The sequence below is a fragment of the Neisseria sp. Marseille-Q2251 genome, from assembly GCF_940793045.1.
In the GTDB taxonomy this organism is placed as follows: Bacteria; Pseudomonadota; Gammaproteobacteria; order Burkholderiales; family Neisseriaceae; genus Neisseria.
Genome location: NZ_CALNWV010000003.1, coordinates 13505 through 34486, shown reverse-complemented (window position 1 = coordinate 34486; position 20982 = coordinate 13505). Strand labels below are relative to the sequence as shown.

Sequence of the window (20982 nt, the reverse complement as noted above, 5' to 3'; positions counted from 1 at the left end):
TGCTCCTATTGTCCTGATATAGCAGGATTTTGCTGCGCCATCACGCGCATTACGGTATCGACAACGGCTTGGGTTTGCGGGTCAATTTCGATATTGATGACGTCGCCCTCTTTCCGGTTGCCAAACAAAGTGCGCGTCAAAGTTTCCGGAATCAGGTGGACATTGAATTCCGTATCGGTAACGTCGCCTATGGTCAGGCTGCAACCGTCCAAGCCGACAAAGCCTTTGCTCAAAATATAAGGTTTGAGCTCGGGCGGTAGAGCAAACCATACCGTGCGGTTAAACTCGCTGCGCTCTATCCGCGTAATCTGCGTAGTCATCATGATATGCCCGCTCATGACGTGTCCGCCGATTTCATCGCCGAAACGGGCGGCACGTTCGAGATTGACGGCATCTCCCGTTTTCAGACGACCCAAATTGGTCTTTTCCAAGGTTTCTTTCATCAAATCAAAGCTAACCGTATCGCCGTCGATTTGGGTAATGGTCAGGCAGCAGCCGTTGTTGGCGACGGATGCACCGATTTGCAGATGCTCGGTCATCTCATCGGGCAGCTTGACGACATGGGTGCGGAAATCAGCGGACGGTTCTCGAATGGCAATGATTTCGCCGACACCTTGGACGATACCTGTAAACATAGGAGATTCTCCAATCGGTTTATTTGATGCGTTTGAAAACCAAATCCCAAACGCCGTGCCCCAAACGTTTGCCGCGGGCTTCAAATTTCGTTTCGGGACGGTAGTCGGGCGTAGGCGCGTAATCGGCGGCGGTATTTTGCAAATTGTCAAAACCGCTCAACACTTCCAGCATCTGCTGCGCGTACTCTTCCCAGTCGGTCGCCAGATGGATATAACCGCCGACTTTCAACTTGGGCAGCAGTTTCTGCACAAACGGCGTTTGTACCAAGCGGCGTTTGTTATGGCGTTTTTTGTGCCAAGGGTCAGGAAAGAAAATGTGGATGCCGTCGAGCACGTCGTCTGAAAGCATATTTTCGACCACTTCGACCGCATCGTGCCGCATCACGCGGATATTGCCGATGTGTTCTTCTTCAATCAATTTCAGGATGTTGCCGACGCCGGGACCGTGCACATCAATCGCCAAAAAGTCGGTATCAGGCAGGCGCTTGGCAATTTCAACAGTCGCCACACCCATGCCGAAACCGATTTCCAACACCTTGGGACGGTCGCTGCCGAAACGCTGATTCAAGTCCAACACGGAATCTTGGTAATCGATGCCGAATTGCGGCCACATCGTATCAATGGCACGCTGCTGCGCCGCAGTCATATGCCCTTGACGCAACACAAAGCTGCGGATGGAGCGTTTGTGCGCTTCAGGAACGGTGGAATCCGGAGTTATTTCGTTCATAAATCATTTCTTGTATCTGATAAAACTGGGGAAAGGTCGTCTGAAAATCTGCGATATGGTTTCAGGCGACCTCTGAATGTATGGGGTCAACCGTTAAACGGTTTGTTTTTATCGTTGATGAATAAACATGAGCCAAGCCGCTGACAGTATCAATCCTGCCAAATTTGTTTGCTTGCTGTTTTAAAGCATGACTAAATGGCTCACTTGGAGCTTAGGCACGCATTCTTGTTCATCCACTATATCGTTAATGAAATCACTATCACTGACAATATTCTGTTTGACGAAAAGGTCGTCTGAAAGATTCAGACGACCTTTGACTGATAAATGCAATATCAGCAGTTTAATTCAACTGACTGAATACATTTATTTTTTCTTTTGAGCCGGCAGGTCGGTACAAGTACCCAGCGCCACTTCGGCAGCCATACCGATGGATTCGCCCAAGGTCGGGTGCGGATGGATGGTTTTGCCGATGTCTTCAGCGTCGCAGCCCATTTCGATGGCCAAGCAGATTTCGCCAATCATATCGCCGCCGTTCGGACCGACGATACCGCCGCCGATGATACGGCCGGTTTCGGCATCAAAAATCAGCTTGGTGAAGCCGTTATCGCAACCGTTGGCAATCGCGCGACCGGAAGCAGCCCACGGGAAGTTGGCTTTGGTAATTTTGCGGCCGGATGCTTTGGCAGACAATTCGGTTTCGCCAACCCATGCCACTTCGGGAGCGGTGTAAGCCACGCCCGGAATCACGCGTGCATCGAAGTAAGCTTTGTGTCCGGCACAGTTTTCAGCGGCAACGTGGCCTTCGTGAACGGCTTTGTGCGCCAGCATAGGCTGACCGACGATGTCGCCGATGGCGTAGATGTGCGGCACATTGGTACGCATTTGTTTGTCGACTTCGATGAAGCCGCGGTCGGTTACAGCAACGCCTGCTTTTTCGGCGCTGATGAGTTTGCCGTTAGGCGCACGGCCGGCAGCAACCAATACGGCATCGTAGCGTTGCGGCTCTTTCGGCGCGTTTGCACCTTCGAAGGTAACGTAAACGCCGTCTTCTTTGGGCTCGACTGCGACGGTTTTGGTGTTGATCATGATGTTGTCAAAACGGTATTCGTTTTGTTTTTGCCATACCTTCACCAAATCGCGGTCGGCCCCTTGCATCAGGCCGTCCATCATCTCAACGACGTCAAGGCGCGAACCCAGCGTGCTGTAAACCGTACCCATTTCGAGGCCGATGATACCGCCGCCGATAATCAGCAGTTTGCCCGGTACTTCTTTCAGAGCCAATGCGCCGCTGGAATCAATGATACGCGGATCTTCAGGGATAAACGGCAGCTTGGTTACGCGGCTGCCCGCTGCGATGATACAGTTTTTGAACGCAACGATTTTTTTCTCGCCAGTAGGCGTAGCCTGCTCGTACACGTCGCCGGTAGTCAGCGACACTTCCAAGTGATGCGGATCCAAGAATTGACCGTCGCCTTGGATAACGTCCACTTTACGGCCTTTAGCCATGCCTGCCAAACCGGTAGTCAGGCGGGAAACCACGCCGTCTTTATAGCCGCGCAGCATGTCGATGTCGAGTTCAGGCTCGGGGTATTTGATGCCGTTGGCAGCCAAGTGGCGCACTTCGTCGATAACGGCAGCGTTGTGCAACAAGGCTTTGGAAGGGATACAACCAACGTTCAAGCAAACGCCGCCCAAGGTTTTGTAACGCTCGACAATGGCAACTTTCAGACCTTCATCAGCTGCGGCAAATGCAGCGGAGTAACCGCCAGGGCCGCCACCCAATACGACCACGTCGTACTCTGCATCGGCAGAACCACCGAATTGCGCCGCTTGCGGTGCAGGAGCGGCAGCTTTAGGGGCTTCTTGCGCAGGAGCAGCAGGTGCTTCGGCTTTAGGAGCGGCAGCCGCGCCTTCGGCTTCAACGACTACAATCAAGCCGCCTTCGGAGATTTTGTCGCCGACTTTAACTTTGACTTCTTTGACCACGCCCGCAACTTCGGCAGGCACGTCCATCGTCGCTTTGTCGGTTTCCAGGGTAATCAGGGTATCGTCAACGGCGATGGTGTCGCCTACTTTCACTTCAACCGCGATAATATCTACATTTTCGTGTCCGCCAATGTCGGGCACTTTCAATTCAACTAAGCTCATGTCTAATCTTTCTGAATGATATTCGGACTTCTATTTTCAGACGACCTGTCGGGTTGTATGCCGAAGGTCGTCTGAAATACGCTCGGATTACAGGGTAATGCGGCGGAAGTCTTTCAACAGGTTCGCCAAGAATACGGTGAAGCGCATACCGGCAGCACCGTCGATGACGCGGTGGTCGAAGGACAGGCTCAACGGACACATCAGGCGTGGAGCGAACTCTTTGCCGTTCCAAACCGGTTTGATTTGGGATTTGCACACGCCCAAAATAGCGACTTCAGGTGCATTCACAATCGGAGTGAAGCCTGTACCGCCGATACCGCCCAAGCTGGAAATGGTAAAGCAGGCGCCTTGCATTTCTTGCGGTTTGAGCTTGCCTTCGCGGGCTTTTTTAGACAATTCGGTCAGCTCTTGGCTGATTTCTTTCAGACCTTTTTGGTCCACGTCTTTGATGACGGGAACAACCAAACCGTTCGGCGTATCAGCTGCGAAACCGATGTTGAAGTAGTTTTTCAGAACCAGATTGTCGCCGTCCAAAGAAGCGTTGAACTCTGGGAAGGCTTTCAGCGCGGAAACGGAGGCTTTGATGATGAACGCCAACGGGGACAGTTTCACGCCTTCACGTTCCCATTCTTTGTTCAGCTGTTTGCGGAATTCTTCCAATTCGGTCATGTCCGCTTCTTCGTGAACGGTAACGTGCGGGATAACTACCCAGTTGCGGGACAGGTTTTGACCGGAAATTTTCTTAATGCGGGACAACTCTTTAACTTCGACATTGCCGAATTTAGAGAAGTCCACTTTAGGCCACGGCAGCAAGTCCAGACCGCCGCCCAAAGATGCGCCGGCAGCAGCAGGTTTCGCCGCACCGCCTTGCATCACAGATTTCACAAAGGCTTTAATGTCGTCGCCCATGATACGGCCTTTCAAGCCGGTACCTTTGACTTGACCCAAATCCACGCCCAATTCGCGCGCCAGTTTGCGTGCGGAAGGACCGGCGTGTGCTTTGGCAAAAGCGGCTTCGTCGATTTTGGCTGCGGCAGGTGCAGGAGCGGCAACAGGAGCCGGGGCGGCGGCAGGCGCGGCAGCCGGAGCAGGTGCAGCTGCCGGGGCGGCGGCTTGAGAAGGAGCGTGAGCGGCGGCAGAACCGGCGGTTTCCACTTCGATAATGGCAGTACCTTCGGATACTTTGTCGCCGACTTTCAGGAATACGGCTTTAACGACACCGGCGGCAGTACAAGGTACGTCCATAGTCGCTTTGTCGGTTTCCAGAGTAATCAACGTGTCGTCTTCGGCAACGGTGTCGCCAACTTTAACTTCAACGGCGATTACATCTACATCAGTATGACCGCCAATATCAGGAACGGCTACTTTAACGGTTGCGCCGCCTGCAGGAGCGGCAGCGGGTGCAGCGGCAGGCGCAGGTTGTGCTTCAGCGGCAGGAGCCGGAGCGGCTTCCGCAGCAGCAGCACCGGTTTCAACAGTCAGAATCACGCCACCTTCGGAGATTTTGTCGCCGACTTTGACTTTCACTTCTTTCACAACCCCTGCTGCATCGGCAGGTACGTCCATAGTGGCTTTGTCGGTTTCCAGTGTAATCAGGGTGTCGTCAACGGCGATGGTGTCGCCCGCTTTGACTTCTACTGCGATGATATCGACGTTTTCATGACCGCCGATATCGGGTACTTTGATTTCTACGATACTCATTTGAGTTCCTTTGATGATTTCGGTTTGAGGTCGTCTGAAAAACAGTTTCAGACGACATCACTTATGTTTTCCGGCACGGATAACCATTTCCAAGACAGCTTTTCTGCGCTTCGAACCTTTTGCACGACTTACGCCCGCAGCCCGGTAATTCAAGGTTTATCCGTTATACAAACCGTCAACGTATTCTTGATTCAGACGACCCCGCAAGCAAATTGACTTTGAGGTCGTCTGAAAACAGGATTAGCGTTTCCAGCTTGGCGCCACGTCGGCATTGATGCCGTATTTTTCGATGGCTTGTTGAACGGTTTCTTTGCTGACTTTGCCTTGTTCTGCCAATGCGCTCAATGCTGCCACGGCAACGTTGTAGCGGTCCACTTCGAAGAAGCGGCGCAGGTTGGCACGGCTGTCGGAACGGCCGAAACCATCGGTACCCAAGACATGGTAGTCGTTCGGGATGTACGCGCGGATACGGTCGGCATAGCTGCGGATATAGTCGGTAGCGGCGATAACCGGACCGTCATGACCTTGCAGTTGTGAGGTAACGAAAGGTACTTTTTCAGCTTCCAACGGATGCAGGCGGTTGAAACGTTCTACTTCGATGGCATCGCGGTGCAGCAAGTTGAAGGACGGGCAAGACCAAATGTCTGCTTCTACGCCGAAGTCGGCTTTCAGCAATTCGGCACCGGCAATCACTTCTTGCAGGATGGTACCGGAACCCATCAATTGAACTTTCTTGTCGCCTTTACCGCCGGCTTTCAGCAAGTACATACCTTTCAGGATGTCTTGTTCCACGCCTTCGGGCATATCCGGGTGAGTGTAGTTCTCGTTCATCAAGGTGATGTAGTAGAACACGTCTTCATGGTTGACGTACATACGGCGCAGGCCATCATGTACGATAACGGCTACTTCGTATTGGAAGGTCGGATCGTATGTTACACAGTTCGGGATCAAATCGGCTTGAATATGGCTGTGGCCGTCTTCGTGCTGCAGGCCTTCGCCGTTCAAGGTCGTACGGCCGGCAGTACCGCCCAACAGGAAGCCGCGCGCGTGCATATCGCCAGCAGCCCATGCCAAGTCTCCGACACGTTGGAAACCGAACATAGAATAGTAAATGTAGAACGGAATCATCGCGAAGTCGCTGTTGGCATAGCTGGTCGCCGCTGCAATCCAGTCAGCCATCGCGCCTGGCTCGTTAATACCTTCTTGCAGGATTTGACCGTCAACAGACTCTTTATAGAACATCAATTGGTCTTTGTCTTGCGGGGTGTATTGTTGGCCTTTCGGATTCCAAATACCGTATTGGCGGAACATGCCTTCCATACCGAAGGTACGGCTTTCGTCAGGAACGATAGGTACGACGCGTTTGCCGATTTTTTTGTCTTTCAACAAAGTAGACAGAATGCGGACAAATGCCATAGTGGTCGAGAATTCACGGTCGCCGCTGGATTTCAGTTGAGTCTCAAATGCTGACAACTCAGGTACTTCCAGAACTTCTTGGGTAGGCTTGCGTTGAGGCAGGTAGCCGCCCAAAGCTTCGCGGCGTGCGTGCAGGTATTTGTACTCTTCGCTGTCGGGAGCAAAAGTCAGGTAAGGCAGATCGCCGCTGTCAATTTGCTCGTCGGTAACCGGAATGTCAAAGCGGTCGCGGAATTGTTTCAAAGACGCTTTGTCCATTTTTTTGGCTTGGTGGGCAACGTTTTGACCTTCACCGGATGCACCCATACCATAACCTTTAATGGTTTTCGCCAAAATTACGGTAGGTTTGCCGTCTGCATGGTTAGCTGCGCGGTCATAAGCGTTGTACACTTTTTGAGGGTCGTGGCCACCGCGGTTCAATGCCCAAATTTCGTCATCGGTCATATCGGCAACCAATGCTTTCAATTCAGGGGTATTGAAGAAATGTTCGCGCACGTACGCACCGTCTTTGGATTTGTAAGTTTGGTAGTCGCCGTCCAAACATTCTTCCATGCGTTTGCGCAGGATGCCGTCTTTGTCTTTTGCCAAGAGGCGGTCCCAACGGCGGCCCCAAATGACTTTGACAACATTCCAGCCTGCGCCGGCAAAGTTACCTTCCAATTCTTGGATGATTTTACCGTTACCGCGGACAGGACCGTCCAAACGTTGCAGGTTACAGTTGATGACGAAAATCAGGTTATCCAAACCTTCGCGTGCTGCCAATGCGATGGCGCCTTGTGATTCAGGTTCGTCCATTTCACCGTCGCCGCAGAAACACCATACTTTACGGCCTTTGGTTTTTGCCAGACCGCGGGATTCCAAGTATTTCAGGAAACGGGCTTGGTAAATCGCCATGATCGGACCCAAACCCATAGATACGGTCGGGAATTGCCAGAAATCAGGCAGCAAGTGCGGATGCGGGTAAGAAGGCAGACCATGTCCGTCTACTTCCTGACGGAAATTGTTCAGTTGGTCTTCAGTCAGACGGCCTTCAACGAAAGCGCGGGCATAGATGCCTGGAGAAACGTGGCCTTGGAAGAATACCAAATCACCTTCTTCGCCTTCGCCTTTAGCTTTCCAGAAGTGGTTGAAACCCACTTCATACATGGTTGCTGCAGATTGGAAAGATGCAATATGACCACCCAGCTCCAAATCTTTTTTACCGGCGCGCAATACGATGGCGGCGGCGTTCCAGCGCACGAATGCACGGATGCGGTGTTCGATGTTTTGGTCGCCCGGAATGCCTTTTTCGTCTTCAACCGAAACGGTATTCAAATACGGGGTGGTTGTGCCGTGAGGCATACGGACGCCTTTGTCGCGGCTGTATTTAACCAGATGCTCCAACAAGTATTGTGCGCGTTCGCTGCCTTCGTATTCTAGAACTGAGCTTAACGCGTCCAACCACTCTTGGGTTTCAATCGGGTCAACATCGTGTAATTGGGTGGACATAGTATCTATCCTTATGTTGAGTGTTATTCAATGACAGAGGGTTATACCCCTAATGTTTTCGTTTGCGAAAATTGATATACAAAAACGAAAAATCCTAAAATTAAATCAAACGCAAAACCACAATTACCCTAATATTATCAATTAATTAAAAATAAAATTGAAAATAAAGGGCGCAATGAGTCATTTATTTGAATTTATTCCGCCGCAAATCGTATCAGTAATTGGAATAACTGGCAAATTACAATTTATAACATCGGTTTTATTCTGAACAATGGGCATATGGGTTTGATTAAATTCTGATCGTTTTTAAACAAAAAAGAAAATTTTTAGATTGATTATTTTCTAAAACCAACAAACGGTCGTATTTTCCATTATCAGCCGAATAGAAATACTTCATCAAATTTGTTAACAGTTAAATAAAATCAATCAAATTCAGACGAGCCATTCCGTTAATGCAGCCTCCAAGCGTTTCAGACCTTCCGCCATGTCTTCATCGTTGAGCAGCAGGCTAGGGGCGAAACGCACGACATCGGCTCCGGCAACCAATACCATCAAGCCGTGTTTCAGCGCGGCGGCGGTAATTTCCGAAGCGCGGCCTTGGTATTTGTCTGCCAGCACGCAGCCGATGAGCAGACCCATGCCGCGGACTTCTTTAAATACGCCGGTTTTCTCGCCCAACTCCCGCAAGGTCGTCTGAAATTTTTTTCCTTGTTTTTCCACATGTGCCAAAGTTTCGGGCGCGTTGATGATGTCGAACGCGCGACTGCCGACGGCGCACGCCATCGGATTGCCGCCGAAAGTCGAACCGTGCGTCCCCGGCCCGAAGGTCGGGGCGATTTTATCGGTGGTCAGAATCGCACCGATGGGGAAGCCGCCACCCAATGCTTTGGCGGAGCTGATGATGTCGGGCGTAATGCCGTAATGCTCGTAGGCAAACAGTTTGCCCGTGTGCCCCATGCCGGTTTGCACTTCGTCCAAAATCAGCAATGCGCCGTGTCCGTCGCACAAACGGCGCGCGGCTTGCAAATATTCCTGCGTGGCAGGCAGGATGCCGCTTTCGCCTTGAATCGGCTCGATGATTACGGCGCAAGTGTTTTCGTTGATGGCAGCTTCCAATGTGGCAATATCGTTGAACGGAACATGGGTAATGCCTTGCGGCAGCGGCGCGTAGTCTTTGCTGTATTTGGGCTGGCCGCCGACCGAGACGGTAAACAGCGTGCGGCCGTGGAAGCTATTTAGGCAGGAGATGATTTCGGTTTTGTGTCCGCCAAAATGATCGCGCCCGTATTTTCGCGCCAGTTTCAGCGCGGCTTCGTTGGCTTCCGCGCCGGAATTGCAGAAAAACACTTTGTCGGCGAAGGTATGTTCTACCAGCTTTTGCGCCAATTCCTGCGCGGGTTTGGTGGTGTAGATATTGGAAATGTGCCACAATTTTTGCGACTGCTCCGCCAGCGCGGCAATCAAATCGGGATGGCAATGTCCCAACGCGTTAACCGCGATACCACCCGACAAGTCGATGTATTCACGGCCTTCGGTATCCCAGACGCGGCTGCCGAGGGCGCGTTCGGGAATCATGGGGGCGAATGAAAAATTGGGGGTCAGGTAGTTTTGCATCCGATTTCCTTTGCGGTTTTAAGTCTGGTGTATATTCAATGAATGGCGTTGCTTCGTATGGTCTCGTCCGACAGGGTATGAGACATTTCCTATCTGGATTGTCTTTGAACCAAATACAACAACGCCGTTGCAGATATAGTGGATTAACTAAATCAGGACAAGGCGACGAAGCTGCAGACAGTACAGATAGTACGGAACCGATTCACTTGGTGCTTCAGCACCTTAGAGAATCGTTCTCTTTGAGCTAAGGCGAGGCAACGCCGTACTGGTTTAAAGTTAAGCCACTATATTGAGTCAATTCGGCGATTATGCGCCGATTGAGACAATGTGTCATCCGTAGTCGGATCCAAATATTTAGATCATGCAACCACCATCAACAAAGGTCGTCTGAAAACACAGATTTAATCTGCCAAACGTTTTCAGACGACCTTTTTGCGTAACATTCACGCCAAGCTTTAATGGATCAGTCAAAGCAAGGACTGAGCATCGCTCTCCCTTTGTTTCAGATTGATTTCTGCCAAACACATTTCCGCAGTCGTCAAACCTGACTGTACCGCCGCTTCCAACGTAGCCGGATAGCGCGGGTGCAGGTAGTCGCCTGCCGGATAGATGCGCCGTTGGTGCAACCAAGCAAAATCGGGGAGACTGGAATCAGGCATGCAGGCTGTGGTCGCGCGTTTTTCGGTGATGACGCGGACGGCCTCGGGTTCGTCCAAATAAGGGCAGATGCGTTTTACGTCGGCATGGACTTTCTCTGCCCACTCTTGGCTTTTAAACGCGCCGACATGGTCGGAAACGCTGATGACAGCGGCGACTTCGTTTGCCGGCAAACCAAGTGCGCCGCGATACACCAGCCATTGCGCCGTACCTTCGGCAAATCCGATCAGCGGCGCGGGCAAATGAACGGGAACGGCATAGCGAAGATAAACGGTAGTAATCGAGTGGTATTGGAGATTTTGATAGGTCGTCTGAATATAGTCGGGAGTTTCCTCAGGGAAAAGATGAATAGCATGATACGGCGCAGCCGCAACAATAACGGCATCAAAAGCCTCGTCATTCACAATGACCCGTCCGTCAGGAAGGTTTTTCAGACGACCTACGCGGGTTTCAAGACAAATGTCCGCACCGTATTGCTTGAGTTTTGCCAACGCAGGTTCGGCGATGATTGCGCCTAAATCGCGTTTCGGCAAAAGGTAGTCGCTGCCGGATTTATCCGCCCATACGCCGTCGGACAAAACATTGCACAACACCCGCAAACTTGCATGTTCCAAAGGCGTATTGAGTGCGCCCCACACCAGCGGCTGCCAAAACTCTGCAACCAGCCTGCGCGGGACATTGCGCTGCCGCAGCCATTGGGCAACGGCCAAATCAGTGCGCTTGCCGCGTGCGTAACGCTGCAACGCAGACATATCGGATAACAGCTTGGTTTTCAGTGAAAACGAAACGTTTTTAGCACGCAATATGCCGGTCAAAATATGCAGCAGCGAAGGAAGGTTCGTACTTTGAAACTGCAAACCTTCATACATATGCCATTGCAGCGGCAAACGGCAAAAAGCGGCTTCAGGGTCAGCACCGATGTGCTCCATCAGCGTCAATACGCCGTGATAGGCACCGAGCAAAATATGCTGCCCATTGTCCAAAAAACTGAATCCGTCAGCGCTCCCAGCCAAAGTACGCGCCCGTCCGCCCGCCTGCCGGCCGGCTTCAAACACAGTAACATCGGCACGGCGCGCCAACGACACTGCGGCAGACAAACCTGCCCAGCCTGCGCCGACGACGGCAATTTTCGGGCGAAGATGCAGAGTGTTCATGGCTTAAATCCGAATAACCAAGTTTTCAGGGCGATACGCTTTTTGCGCGGCGAAGGAATGGCAATTTTATAAGTCAGGACGTTTTGCGCGCCGTCGCGGTCGATTTCGTTCAACAGCGCGTAATAAATCGCCGCCATCACCAACCCGACTTTTTGGGATTTTTTATCTGCGGCGGGCAAGAGCGACATCGCCTCACGATACATCTCGCGGGCGCGTGAAACTTGAAAACGCATCAGTTCGGCAAAATTATCCGTCGGCTTACATTGCATAATCACGCTTGCAGGCACGTCAAACCGCTGCATTTCCTCCATCGGCAGGTAAATCCGACCGCTTCTCGCATCCTCGCCGACATCACGGATAATGTTCGTCAGTTGCAGCGCAAGGCCCATCTTATCGGCGTATTCCAGCGTTCGGTCGTCTGAAAAACCCAAAATCCGCGCAATCAGGCAGCCGACGACGCCCGCGACGCGGTGGCAATACAGTTTCAACTCTTCAAAACTGCCGTAACGTGCCTGAACCAAATCCATCTGCATTCCGTCGATTAAGGCTTCCAGTTCATATTTCGGCAGCTTGAAGGTTTCCTTTATCTGCCGCAAAGCCTGATTGACCGGATGCTCCGGCATCACGCCGCCGAATACCTTGTCCAAATCGCCGCGCCACCAGTTCAGCGTTGCCTGCGCCACATTCGGATCGGAACAGTCATCGACCACATCGTCCAATTCGCGGCAAAAAGCATACAAAACCGTTATCGCATCCCGCTTTTCCTGCGGCAGGAAACGGAAGCCCGACAAAAAACTGGAGCGGCTTTCTTCTGCCTTCTGACGGCAATAATCAAGTCCTTGCACGGCGTGTCCTAAAAATATGGTTATGAAGGACGATTTTATCGGGATTTGGGGAATTGTGGCAATTTCAGACGACCTTTCATCCCTATATTGTTCAAATCGTCCATATTTGATTTACTTCATTTTTAAGACAAGTTAATATAGACAATCGACTCTCCTAATACCAATTATATTTTATAGTCATGAACATTACGTCTAAAACACTTATCCTAACCATCCTGCTTTCCATCTCAGGAATGCAGGCTTATGCGGCAAAACCACATTACACCCCGCGTCACAATATCTCTCAAAACAGTGAAAACCAAGCCTTCCGATTGATTCAAGAAATGGCGAAACAGGGGGACACCCGCTCTCAACTTGACTTAGGCACTATGTATGCAAAAGGCATAGGCACAACGCAGGATTACGAGCAGGCTAAATACTGGTTTGAAAAAGCAGCGCACAACGACAACGCCGAAGCGCAATTCAATCTTGGAATCATTTATTACGAAGGTCAAGGAACGGCACAAGACTATCGCCAAGCCAAATTTTGGTGGGAAAAGGCAGCCGAACAGGGCAATGCAGAAGCAGCGTTTGATTTAGGCATCATTCACTATGCCGGTATAGGCGTTCCACAAGACTATATACAGGCAAAAACTTGGTTTCACAAAGCAGCAGACCAAGGGGAAGACAGTGCGCAATTTTACTTGGGTTTGATGTATTACTCAGGTGAAGGCGTAGGCCAAGATTATAAACTTGCCAAGTCATGGTTTGAAAAAGCCGCCAAGAAAGGCAATGCCAAAGCGCAATATAATTTAGGCATCATGTATGCAGAGGGACAAGGCGTTACCCAAAATTATCCCAAGGCAAAATATTGGTACAAAAAAGCGGCAGAACAAGGCAATGCCAACGCCCAAAACAACTTAGGCGTTTTATACGAAAACGGACAAGGGGTAACCCAAAACTTTACCCAGGCAAAATCTTGGTTTGAAAAAGCCGCCGCCCAAGGCAATACGCTCGCGCAACATGCTTTGGAATACATTGTGCAGCAAAATCAAAACTGAACCCTGGATTTTTCCAATACACCATTATCAATGGGTGAACCCTGTTGAATGCTCAGAGGGCAACTTTGCAAAGAAAGCTAAAAACAATAAGGCATACGGTTATAGTTATAACTGTATGCCTTATTTGCTGTTTCAATCCAATTTCAATTGCAATATTTATTGATATCGCTTTGATAATGTTTAATCAAATCATCACGATTTGCAGTGCGCGCACTTTCCGCAAACTGACGGTTTACGCGGGCAATCCGACAGTTGTCTTCTTTATTTTTGCGGTTTTCTTCTTCAACCTTCTTATTCTGCTCCTCAACCTGCTTATTCTGCGCCAAAATCTTCTCGTTCAGCTTAGCCTGCTGTTCTGACAGCGTCCCTTCTTGGGCATTTTCCGGTTTGGCAACCGCAGGCGTCACGTTACGGGTTCGAATGTTCACAATATTCGAACGTTCCGGCTGCAAACGATTAGGCGTATCGGAGTAGCTGGTGCTGCCACTGCCGCTTTTCCATGTATAAACATTATAAACATTATTTCCGGCCATTGCTCCGGCAGCATACAAAACGCCAAGCAAAAATAAGGATAAAGATGATTTGTTCATTTTGTTTTCATCGTAAACGTGTTTTCAGACGACCCTATTCTACTTGATTTTTAAAAATATGTCATATTAATTCAAAAATATGCATCGTAATGGTGTCGTAAAAAAATAATCTCAAATTGCAAACAATCCGCTGTCAACAAATCTTAGCGGGTGTTATAATGCCGTGCATCTTGCACAAACTGAAAGACTGAGCATCATGCGTATCGTAGAAAAAGCCTATACTTTCGACGATGTTTTGTTGGTTCCTGCGCATTCAACCGTGCTGCCACGAGACGTTAAACTTCAAACCAAGCTCACCCGCGAAATCACGCTCAACCTCCCCTTACTTTCCGCCGCGATGGACACCGTTACCGAAGCACGCCTCGCCATTTCTATGGCGCAAGAAGGCGGTATCGGCATTATCCATAAAAACATGACACCCGAAATGCAGGCGCGTGCCGTTTCCAAAGTGAAACGCCATGAGAGCGGCGTGGTGAAAGACCCGGTAACGGTTGCCCCGACGACACTCATCCGCGAAGTATTGGAAATGCGCGAGCAACGCAAACGCAAAATGTCCGGCCTGCCCGTCGTTGAAAACGGCAAAGTAGTAGGTATCGTTACCAACCGCGACCTGCGTTTTGAAAACCGCCTCGACCTGCCCGTTTCCGCCATCATGACCCCGCGCGAACGCTTGGTTACCGTTCCCGAAGGCACAAGCATCGACGAAGCGCGCGAACTGATGCACGAACATAAAGTCGAGCGCGTTTTGGTCTTGAACGAAAAAGACGAGCTTAAAGGCTTGATTACCGTAAAAGATATTTTGAAAACCACCGAGTTTCCAAATGCCAACAAAGACTCCGAAGGCCGTTTGCGCGTAGGCGCGGCAGTCGGCACCGGCGGTGACACCGAAGAGCGCGTAAAAGCCTTGGTCGGAGCAGGAGTCGACGTCATCGTCGTCGATACTGCACACGGCCATAGCCAAGGCGTTATCGAGCGCGTGAAATGGGTGAAAGAAACCTATCCGCACATCCAAGTCATCGGCGGCAATATCGCAACCGCCAAAGCCGCTTTGGATTTGGTCGCAGCAGGTGCAGATGCTGTCAAAGTCGGTATCGGACCGGGTTCGATTTGCACCACCCGTATCGTTGCAGGCGTAGGCGTGCCGCAACTGACCGCCATTCACAACGTTGCCGAAGCCCTCAAAGGCACCGGCGTTCCACTGATTGCCGACGGCGGCATCCGCTTCTCCGGCGACATCGCCAAAGCCTTGGCAGCGGGCGCATACAGCGTCATGCTCGGCGGTATGTTTGCCGGTACGGAAGAAGCACCGGGCGAAATCGAACTCTACCAAGGCCGCTCGTACAAATCCTACCGCGGCATGGGTTCTCTGGGTGCAATGAGCCAAGGCTCCGCCGACCGCTACTTCCAAGATAAAACCGACAGCACCGACAAATATGTCCCCGAAGGTATCGAAGGCCGCGTTCCCTACAAAGGTCCGATTGTGAACATTATTCACCAACTGACCGGTGGCCTGCGTTCCAGCATGGGCTATTTGGGCTGCGCCAATATCGCAGAAATGCACGAAAAAGCGGAATTTGTAGAAATCACCTCTGCGGGCATGAGCGAATCACACGTTCACGATGTTCAAATTACCAAAGAAGCACCAAACTATCACCGCTAAGGTAAAGTGAAAAAAGGTCGTCTGAAAAGCTTTTCAGACGACCTTACTTACAAAAAAATTACAAATCGTTATTCCACTTCAACTGGCTTGCCTTGCTTATCAATATAAAAGAATTCATCTTCACTAAAATCTTCGTCTTTAAACATATTCTTCATATTAACAAGTGCTACACCATTTTGGAAATCATTGAAAGTACCAAATTTGAACGGGATAACCACTTTGCCGGTTTTATCTAAATAGCCGAATTTGCCGTTTAATTCCGCACCAATCAAACCCTCACTCAATGAACCTAAATATTCATATTTAAAGGGAATAACTACCTTTCCCTTTTTATCGATATAACCGTATTTATCATTTTGTGAAACCCTTGCCATACCATCTTCAAAATTAGAAGCGCTTTTATATCGCGCAGGAATTACCCACTGATTTCTTTTATCGATATAACCCCATTTATCAAGAATCTGAACAGCGGCTACACCTTCATTAAAATAAAAAGCCTCTTCATATTTTGGTGGAATAACCATCTCGCCTTTTGTATTGATATAGCCATATTTATTTGTATCAGCAGTGACAACTGCAGCCAGTCCTTCACTGAATGAATCGGCTTTAACATATTGAAACAGAATGACAACTTTGCCATTTTTGTCAATAAAGCCCCATCTGCCTTTTTGTTTGACAGGAGCAATACCTTGTTCAAAATCACCAGGCAAGTCTTGAAATTTTAAAGGAATAACTTCTTTACCACTGGCATTGATATAACCGCATAAAATCTGATCTGATTTTCCTACTATTTTACAAACTGCTGCCAATCCTTCAGAAAAATCGCGGGCAACGTAATATTTGAGCGGAACAATAACTTTCCCTTGTCGATTGACAAAACCATACAAAAAAGGAATCTTCTCGTTACCCGGCTTAGTAACCATAGACAAGCCTTCTTCATTCAGACAATAAACCGTGTCATAACCTTCTCTGCCGGATAATTTTGGTTTTTCGCAGGTATCAGCCAGTGCAATAGGCATATACATTGATGCGATAAATGCACCTAAGAATATTTTCTTCATACATTAACCTTGTTGAAAATGATGCGCGAATTTTATAAAAATTCATAAGGCATGTCCATATTCAAAACCGGCAAGATTACTGAAAATATTTTCAGACGGCCTCCTATTCACAATATAGTGGATTAAATTTAAATCAGGACAAGGCGACGAAGCCGCAGACAGTACAGATAGTAAGGCAAGGCGAGGTAACGCCGTCCTGGTTTAAAGTACTTCCTTAGCCATAAAAATATTTTCCAGTGTTTTCCTAAATGCCACCATATTAATGCTTTCGTCTATATCAATTTCGATGTATTTTTTAATTTTCAGAGATTCCTGAATATCTTCCCCAAAATCAAAAGATAAAACGTGATCAATTAAATTATAAGCAACATCATTACTCTCAATTGAAAAAGTTTGCTCATTAAACTCAAAATAGATTTTATCGTCTTCGTTTTGATTGAAGGTTAAAGTGAAGTAATGAAAATCTCCCAAATCAAAATAGATATAAGATAAACCTTCATCATCAGACTCTTCAAACAAGATCTCTATTGGCTTTCACATAACTGATGTCCATATAAATTTTATATAAATCCCTATTTTCCAGCTTATTATTTTTTTATTTTATTCTTTATCCCTTATTCCAACCTTAACTCATCGGCATCATAGCATCTCTTTCTATGTAAACTTAAATAAAAAATTCAATTTTTTTTTTTTTTTGAAAATCAGAACGCTCAATTAAATTCCAGCCTAAATAACTATTATGCCATCAATTAGAAACCTGACAATTGAAACAAATTTCGTTTTTTCAGACGACCTTCCAAACCAAGCCTTTACAGCAAGTTACCCTGCCCTAAAATCTCAAAAACTGTTAGAATACGGGGCTGTTTGAGCATATATTACTCCCTGTGCAAACCGATGTTGACGTGAAACAAACTTACAGTCGGTTTCATAGCAGTTTTGGCGCCACCATCGGTATAATCGCCGTTGATGTGCTTTCAGCGACACTCACAGGTCGTCTGAAATGTAACAAAGCTACTTTTCTTTTTTCATCCTCATCTGGAGAATATTCATGAGTGCAATCGTTGATATTTTTGCCCGCGAGATTTTGGATTCACGCGGCAACCCCACCGTAGAATGCGATGTATTGCTGGAGTCCGGCGTAATGGGCCGTGCCGCCGTACCGAGCGGTGCGTCTACCGGTCAAAAAGAGGCTTTGGAACTTCGCGACGGCGACAAATCCCGCTACTCGGGCAAAGGCGTATTGAAAGCAGTTGAACACGTCAACAACCAAATTGCCCAAGCACTGATCGGTATCGATGCCAACGAACAGTCCTACATCGACAAAATCATGATCGAGCTGGACGGCACTGAAAACAAAGGCAATTTAGGTGCGAATGCTACTTTGGCGGTTTCTATGGCTGTTGCCCGCGCGGCTGCCGAAGATTCAGGTCTGCCGCTTTACCGTTACTTGGGCGGTGCCGGTCCTATGGCTCTGCCCGTTCCGATGATGAACGTTATCAACGGCGGTGAACATGCCAATAACAGCCTGAACATTCAGGAATTTATGATTATGCCTGTCGGCGCGAAATCTTTCCGCGAAGCCCTGCGCTGCGGTGCTGAAATTTTCCACGCGCTGAAAAAACTGTGCGACGGTAAAGGCTTCCCGACTACTGTCGGCGATGAAGGCGGTTTCGCCCCTAACCTGAACAGCCACAAAGAAGCTCTGCAACTGATGGTTGAAGCAACTGAAGCCGCCGGCTACAAAGCGGGTGATGACGTATTGTTTGCACTGGACTGCGCATCCAGCGAGTTCTACAAAGACGGCAAATACCACTTGGAAGCCGAAGGCCGTTCTTACACCAGCGCTGAATTTGCCGAATACCTTGAAGGCTTGGTTAACGAATTCCCGATTATCTCCATCGAAGACGGTATGGATGAAAACGACTGGGACGGCTGGAAACTTCTCACCGAAAAACTCGGCAGCAAAGTACAACTGGTCGGCGACGACTTGTTCGTAACCAATCCGAAAATCCTTGCCGAAGGCATCGAAAAAGGCGTGGCAAACGCATTGCTGGTCAAAGTCAACCAAATCGGTACTTTGAGCGAAACCTTGCAAGCGGTTGACTTGGCAAAACGCAGCCGTTACGCCAGTGTAATGAGCCACCGTTCGGGCGAAACCGAAGACAGCACCATTGCCGACTTGGCAGTCGCTACCAACTGTATGCAGATCAAAACCGGCTCATTGAGCCGCTCCGACCGCATGGCGAAATACAACCAACTGCTGCGCATCGAGGAAGAATTGGCAGAAGCTGCCTACTACCCCGGCAAAGCCGCATTCTATCAACTGGGCAAATAAGAAAAGGTATTGATGTATGAAGTGGGTAACTGTTGTTTTATCCATCGCGCTTGCTTACTGCCAATACAGCCTTTGGTTTGGAAAAGGCAGTATCGGGCATACGGAAGAATTGCAGGAACAACTTTCCGTGCAGGAGGAAAAAAACCAGACGCTCACTTTGCGCAATCAGTTCCTTGCTGCGGAAGTCGATGATTTAGCGAACGGTCAAGAAGCGATTTCTGAAATTGCCCGTGTGGAATTGGGTTACGTCCAAGACGGCGAAACCTATTACCGTTTTATCGAACGCAGCCGTTAATTGCCCTGATGGGAATAAAAGGTCGTCTGAAAAAGCGTTATTCCTAAATTTTAGATATCTATAGACACCTGTTCAGACGTTTCGTACAAGCCGGTTTCTGTATACCACAGAAACCGGCTTCTATAATTTCAAAACAATATCACTCCCATCATTTCCCAAACATATGCAATCATCTATCTGTTATCAATTCATACCCGATTCCGATTCAGATATCCCATTCTCAACACGACAAAGAAATCCATCCTAGACACAAATCTTTCTATTGAGAAAAATATTGTACTTCAAATCTAAATCCGCCCCCTATTCTTTTTCTAATATGCGGTTTCCAAACGCTTTTTGCGGTACAATACCGCCCTTAAATTTTTCCTTATTTCAAAGTACAAACTGCCATGTCCAAAAAAACCAAGCAAGAATTAGAAAACAACAAACTCAACAAACGCCTGCGCCACGCCGTCGGCGACGCGATTAACGATTTCAACATGATAGAGCCGGGCGACAAAATCATGGTCTGCCTCTCCGGCGGCAAAGACAGCTACGCCCTATTAGACATCCTGCGCCAGCTCCAAGCCAGCGCGCCGATTGATTTCGAGCTGGTTGCCGTCAATCTCGACCAAAAGCAGCCGGGCTTCCCCGAAGAAGTGCTGCCGACCTATCTCGAAAGCATAGGTGTGCCGTATAAAATCGTTGAAGAAGACACCTACTCCACCGTCAAACGCGTGTTGGACGAAGGCAAAACGACTTGTTCGCTGTGCAGCCGCCTGCGCCGCGGCATCCTCTACCGTACCGCAAAAGAATTGGGCTGCACCAAAATCGCCTTGGGACACCACCGCGACGACATCCTCGCCACCATGTTTTTAAATATGTTTTACGGCGGCAAACTCAAAGCCATGCCGCCCAAACTGGTCAGCGACAACGGCGAACACATCGTCATCCGCCCGCTGGCGTATGTAAAAGAAAAAGATTTGATTAAATACGCCGAACTGAAGCAGTTCCCAATCATCCCGTGCAACCTCTGCGGCTCTCAGCCCAACCTGCAACGCCAAGTCATAGGCGATATGCTACGCGATTGGGACAAGCGCTTCCCCGGACGTATCGAGTCCATGTTCTCCGCCCTGCAAAACGTCGTCCCCTCCCATCTCGCCGACCCAGAGCTTTTCGACTTCGTCGGTTTGGAGCGCGGTCAAACCTTAAAACACGGTGGCGACTTGGCGTTTGACAGCGAAAAAATGCCTGAACGCTATTCCGACGGCAGCGAAGAAGACGAAAGTGAAATCAAAATCACCCCATCCAAACCTGAACGAAAGATCATCAACATTCTGGCAAACAAGCCGAAAACTTGCGGTTTATAGCGGAATTTGTATTTTCAGACGACCTTTGAAACGCCCTCAAGGTCGTCTGAATTTTTATATCTAAAATTCAACGTATTTGCCCGTTTGCATCAACCTAACCGTTTTCTAGAAATCCAGCATTATTCTTCCTTTTCCTGACAAGACATACAGAAACAATCCCAGCATATTTTTGCGGTTGCTTTTGCTGCGAAACAACATAAAGCACGATCCGTTATAGATAACAACAAAAGGCCGTCTGAAAACAGGTTTTCAGACGACCTTTTCGTT

17 protein-coding genes are annotated in these 20982 nt (G+C 49.0%); 6 read left to right on the top strand and 11 right to left on the bottom strand.

Going from position 1 to position 20982, the window contains the following annotated elements; genetic code table 11:
• Positions 1 to 5: 5 nt before the first annotated feature.
• The 4 genes from AAG834_RS02100 to aceF all read right to left on the bottom strand — a co-directional run bounded on the left by AAG834_RS02100 (position 6) and on the right by aceF (position 5211).
• Complete coding sequence (locus AAG834_RS02100; protein ID WP_342031107.1) at positions 6 to 635, bottom strand: riboflavin synthase subunit alpha; 630 nt, start codon at positions 633 to 635, stop codon at positions 6 to 8.
• 19 nt (positions 636 to 654) lie between these two features.
• Positions 655 to 1362, bottom strand: a complete 708-nt coding sequence (trmB, locus tag AAG834_RS02095) for a tRNA (guanosine(46)-N7)-methyltransferase TrmB (RefSeq protein ID WP_003767951.1) — start codon at positions 1360 to 1362, stop codon at positions 655 to 657.
• Positions 1363 to 1725: 363 nt separating this feature from the next.
• Entirely contained in the window at positions 1726 to 3510 is a 1785-nt protein-coding gene (gene lpdA / locus AAG834_RS02090) for a dihydrolipoyl dehydrogenase (RefSeq protein WP_070774353.1), read from the bottom strand.
• Between the two features lie 87 nt (positions 3511 to 3597).
• Positions 3598 to 5211 (bottom strand): dihydrolipoyllysine-residue acetyltransferase, encoded by a 1614-nt coding sequence (aceF, locus tag AAG834_RS02085; protein WP_342031106.1) that lies wholly within the window; start codon positions 5209 to 5211, stop codon positions 3598 to 3600.
• Here aceF and AAG834_RS02080 point away from each other — a divergent pair, their 5' ends adjacent.
• Positions 5212 to 5427, top strand: a complete 216-nt coding sequence (locus AAG834_RS02080; RefSeq protein WP_029609844.1) for a hypothetical protein — start codon at positions 5212 to 5214, stop codon at positions 5425 to 5427.
• Positions 5428 to 5451: 24 nt separating this feature from the next.
• Here AAG834_RS02080 and aceE read toward each other — a convergent pair whose 3' ends face one another.
• The 4 genes from aceE to hpnD form a co-directional block, all read right to left on the bottom strand.
• Positions 5452 to 8115 carry a pyruvate dehydrogenase (acetyl-transferring), homodimeric type gene (aceE, locus tag AAG834_RS02075; RefSeq protein WP_009311779.1) on the bottom strand — a complete coding sequence of 888 codons (2664 nt, stop codon included), beginning with the start codon at positions 8113 to 8115 and terminating at the stop codon, positions 5452 to 5454.
• 432 nt (positions 8116 to 8547) lie between these two features.
• Positions 8548 to 9729, bottom strand: coding sequence for an acetylornithine/succinyldiaminopimelate transaminase (locus AAG834_RS02070; protein WP_342031105.1), 1182 nt, complete (start codon positions 9727 to 9729; stop codon positions 8548 to 8550).
• A gap of 467 nt (positions 9730 to 10196) precedes the next feature.
• Positions 10197 to 11540 (bottom strand): hydroxysqualene dehydroxylase HpnE, encoded by a 1344-nt coding sequence (gene hpnE / locus AAG834_RS02065; RefSeq protein ID WP_342031104.1) that lies wholly within the window; start codon positions 11538 to 11540, stop codon positions 10197 to 10199.
• Positions 11537 to 12385, bottom strand: coding sequence for a presqualene diphosphate synthase HpnD (gene hpnD / locus AAG834_RS02060; protein ID WP_342031103.1), 849 nt, complete (start codon positions 12383 to 12385; stop codon positions 11537 to 11539). Before hpnD ends, hpnE begins: the two co-directional genes overlap by 4 nt.
• A gap of 179 nt (positions 12386 to 12564) precedes the next feature.
• Between hpnD and AAG834_RS02055 the strand changes: the two genes are divergently transcribed.
• On the top strand, positions 12565 to 13425 hold the full coding sequence (locus AAG834_RS02055; RefSeq protein WP_003756765.1) for a tetratricopeptide repeat protein: 861 nt from the start codon (positions 12565 to 12567) through the stop codon (positions 13423 to 13425).
• 143 nt (positions 13426 to 13568) lie between these two features.
• On the opposite strand, the gene AAG834_RS02050 is transcribed toward AAG834_RS02055, so the two are convergent.
• On the bottom strand, positions 13569 to 14015 hold the full coding sequence (locus AAG834_RS02050; RefSeq protein WP_342031102.1) for a DUF4124 domain-containing protein: 447 nt from the start codon (positions 14013 to 14015) through the stop codon (positions 13569 to 13571).
• Between the two features lie 196 nt (positions 14016 to 14211).
• On the opposite strand from AAG834_RS02050, the gene guaB reads away from it, so the two are divergent.
• On the top strand, positions 14212 to 15675 hold the full coding sequence (gene guaB, locus AAG834_RS02045; RefSeq protein WP_342031101.1) for an IMP dehydrogenase: 1464 nt from the start codon (positions 14212 to 14214) through the stop codon (positions 15673 to 15675).
• A gap of 68 nt (positions 15676 to 15743) precedes the next feature.
• On the opposite strand, the gene AAG834_RS02040 is transcribed toward guaB, so the two are convergent.
• Positions 15744 to 16736, bottom strand: coding sequence for a WG repeat-containing protein (locus AAG834_RS02040; RefSeq protein ID WP_342031100.1), 993 nt, complete (start codon positions 16734 to 16736; stop codon positions 15744 to 15746).
• Between the two features lie 201 nt (positions 16737 to 16937).
• Complete coding sequence (locus AAG834_RS02035) at positions 16938 to 17255, bottom strand: RNA polymerase subunit sigma (RefSeq protein ID WP_342031099.1); 318 nt, start codon at positions 17253 to 17255, stop codon at positions 16938 to 16940.
• Positions 17256 to 17784: 529 nt separating this feature from the next.
• On the opposite strand from AAG834_RS02035, the gene eno reads away from it, so the two are divergent.
• The 3 genes from eno to ttcA all read left to right on the top strand — a co-directional run bounded on the left by eno (position 17785) and on the right by ttcA (position 20715).
• A complete protein-coding gene (gene eno / locus AAG834_RS02030; protein ID WP_003778422.1) occupies positions 17785 to 19071 on the top strand; it encodes a phosphopyruvate hydratase in 1287 nt (428 codons plus the stop codon).
• Between the two features lie 16 nt (positions 19072 to 19087).
• On the top strand, positions 19088 to 19366 hold the full coding sequence (gene ftsB, locus AAG834_RS02025) for a cell division protein FtsB (RefSeq protein ID WP_003743241.1): 279 nt from the start codon (positions 19088 to 19090) through the stop codon (positions 19364 to 19366).
• Positions 19367 to 19755: 389 nt separating this feature from the next.
• Positions 19756 to 20715 carry a tRNA 2-thiocytidine(32) synthetase TtcA gene (ttcA, locus tag AAG834_RS02020; RefSeq protein WP_003756745.1) on the top strand — a complete coding sequence of 320 codons (960 nt, stop codon included), beginning with the start codon at positions 19756 to 19758 and terminating at the stop codon, positions 20713 to 20715.
• The last annotated feature ends 267 nt before the right edge of the window (positions 20716 to 20982 follow it).